General features: G+C 69.8%; 3 protein-coding genes. All 3 read left to right on the top strand.

Annotation, left to right across the window (positions count from 1 at the left end; all coding sequences use genetic code 11):
• The coding region (locus tag JF597_RS55075) for an ATP-binding SpoIIE family protein phosphatase (protein ID WP_294014770.1) at positions 1–1,329 on the top strand (1,329 nt) is incomplete at its 5' end.
• Positions 1,326–1,904: a carboxymuconolactone decarboxylase family protein gene (locus JF597_RS55070; RefSeq protein WP_294014767.1), complete on the top strand. Its 579-nt coding sequence runs from the start codon at positions 1,326–1,328 to the stop codon at positions 1,902–1,904. The genes JF597_RS55075 and JF597_RS55070, both read left to right, overlap by 4 nt.
• Positions 1,901–2,400: sigma-70 family RNA polymerase sigma factor (locus JF597_RS55065; protein ID WP_294014764.1), on the top strand; the 500-nt coding region annotated here is incomplete at its 3' end. The genes JF597_RS55070 and JF597_RS55065, both read left to right, overlap by 4 nt.

The following is a 2,400-nucleotide window of genomic DNA, read 5'->3' as shown; positions in this document are numbered from 1 at the left end:
GTGCCGGACGAGTCCGCGGTCGAGACGGCATCGCGCTACCTGCCCAGCGGATCGCGGGCGGGCGTGGGAGGGGACTGGTTCGACGTGATACCGCTCTCCGGCGCCCGCGTCGCACTCGTCGTGGGCGACGTGATCGGTCACGGCCTGCATGCCGCGGCCACCATGGGCCGGCTGCGGACGGCCGTGCGCACTCTGGCGGACATAGACCTGACCCCTGACGAGCTGCTGACCCACCTCGACGACGTGGTCATCCGCATGCAGCGCGAGGAGGAACGGGGCACGGACGAGATCAGCGCCACCTGTCTGTACGCGGTCTACGACCCCGTCTCCCGCACCTGTTCCCTGGCCAGCGCCGGACACCTTCCTCCCGCCGTGGTGACTCCACCGACCGCCGACGGCGCAGCCTCCGCACCCCGCGCGGTCGACTTCCCGCAACTGCCGATCGGCCCGCCTCTCGGCCTGGGCGGGCTCCCCTTCGAGACCGCCCAGTTCGAACTGCCACCGGGCAGTCGGCTGGTGTTGTACACCGACGGCCTCGTCAAGAGCCGCTCTCGTGACCTCGAGACGTCCCTCGCACTGCTGCGCGACGTGCTCGTCCGGGCACCGGCGTCACTCGAGGAGACCTGCGACGAACTGCTCGCCGCGTTGCTGCCCAGCCGCCCCACGGACGACGTCGCCCTCCTCGTGGCACGAACCGCGGCTCTCGACGCCGATCACGTCGCCACATGGGACCTTCCCAGCGACCCGGCGTTCGTCTCCGAGGCCCGCGACCACGTATCCGGCCAGCTGACCGCGTGGGGGCTGGAAGAAATGGCCTTCACCACTGAACTCGTGGTCAGCGAACTGGTGACGAACGCCATCCGCTACGGCAAGAGCCCCATCCAGTTGCGGATGATCCTTCAATCCGCTCTGACCTGCGAAGTCTCCGACGCCAGCAGCACTGCCCCACACCTGCGTCGCGCCCGGGTCTTCGACGAGGGCGGCCGCGGTCTGCTCCTCGTCGCCCAGCTCACCGAGCACTGGGGCACAAGGCACAACCGCGAAGGCAAGGTCATCTGTGGAACTCGGACCGGGGTCGCCGGTCGCCTCTCCTCCCCGTCCGACCACGGCCTGGCCGACCGCCCGTTCCTGAGCCAAGCCGGGTTCGAGGCGCTGCCGGGTCTGTGTGCTGCCCCCGGCCAGGCCGGCAGGAGAAGGGCTCCCGCATGTGGACGGGCCACAGGTCTCGGGGCACGCCGGGACGGCGGTGGTTGTCACACGCGTGGGCCTGGCGGTGTCTTCATGCCGGACAGCCCCACAAGGGGCGCAACCCAAGGAGAGACAGCATGACGCTGCGCCTGCCGAAGGCCGAGCTCCCCGCCGAGCTCAAGGAGAACATGATCAAGCAGCTGGGCGCCGTGCCCGAGAACGTCGAGGTGTTGTGGCACAGCCCCGAGGTCGCCCGGGACAACCTGGAGTTCGGAGCCAGGGTGGGGGCGTGGGACGGGGTCGACACGGGCCTGAAGTCGTTCGCGCACATGGCCGTCGCGTCGCTCGTCGGCTGCAGTTGGTGCCTGGACGTCGGCTATTTTCAGGCCCAGAACCAGAACCTGGACCTGGCCAGGGCGAGCCAGGTGCCGCGGTGGCGGGAGGCGGACGTGTTCAGTGCGCTGGAGCGTGACGTCATGGGGTATGCCGAGGCGATGACCAACACCCCGCCGACCGTCACCGACGAGCAGTACGCCTCCCTTCTTGAGCGGCTCGGGCCTCCGGCCATGGTGGAGCTGACCGCGTTCATCGCCTACGTCAACCTGGCGACCAGGGCCAACGTGGCGAACGGGGTCACCTCGCAGGGCTTCTCCGACACCTGCGAGATCCCGCTGGCCCACCGCCCGGCGACGTCCCGTGTCGGGTCCACGGCATGATCGTGGACCCGTTCGTCGCCCACCGCAGCCTGCTGTTCACCGTCGCCTACGAGATGCTCGGCTCCGCGGCCGATGCGGAGGACGTACTGCAGGAGACCTGGCTGAGGTGGGCCGACGTCGACCGGGCACAGGTCCACGACCCGCGGGCGTACCTCGTCCGGGCCGTCACCCGCCAGGCACTCAACCGCATTCGCACACTTTCCCGCCGCCGCGAGGACTACGTGGGGGAGTGGCTGCCGGAACCCCTGCTGACCCACCCCGACGTTGCCGACGACGTCGAACTCGCGGAAAGCGTCTCCATCGCGATGCTGACCGTGCTGGAAACGCTCGGCCCCACTGAGCGGGCCGTGTTCGTGCTCCGCGAGGTCTTCGACATTCCGTACGAGGAGGTCGCCGAGGCCGTGGGCAAGACCCCCGCTGCGGTTCGCCAGATCGCCCGGCGGGCCCGGAGCCACATCGCCGCTCGGCAGTCACGCGTCAGCGTGAGCCGGTCGGA

The organism is Streptomyces sp. (genome assembly GCF_019510245.1).
Taxonomy (GTDB): Bacteria; Actinomycetota; Actinomycetes; order Streptomycetales; family Streptomycetaceae; genus Streptomyces.
The sequence above is the reverse complement of the archived record's forward strand: the minus strand, read 5'-3'. Positions and strand labels throughout refer to the sequence as shown.

Excerpts from the sequence above, each read along its gene's own strand:
- JF597_RS55070 (WP_294014767.1), top strand. The coding sequence starts at position 1,326 with ATGACGCTGCGCCTGCCGAAGGCCGAGCTCCCCGCCGAGCTCAAGGAG.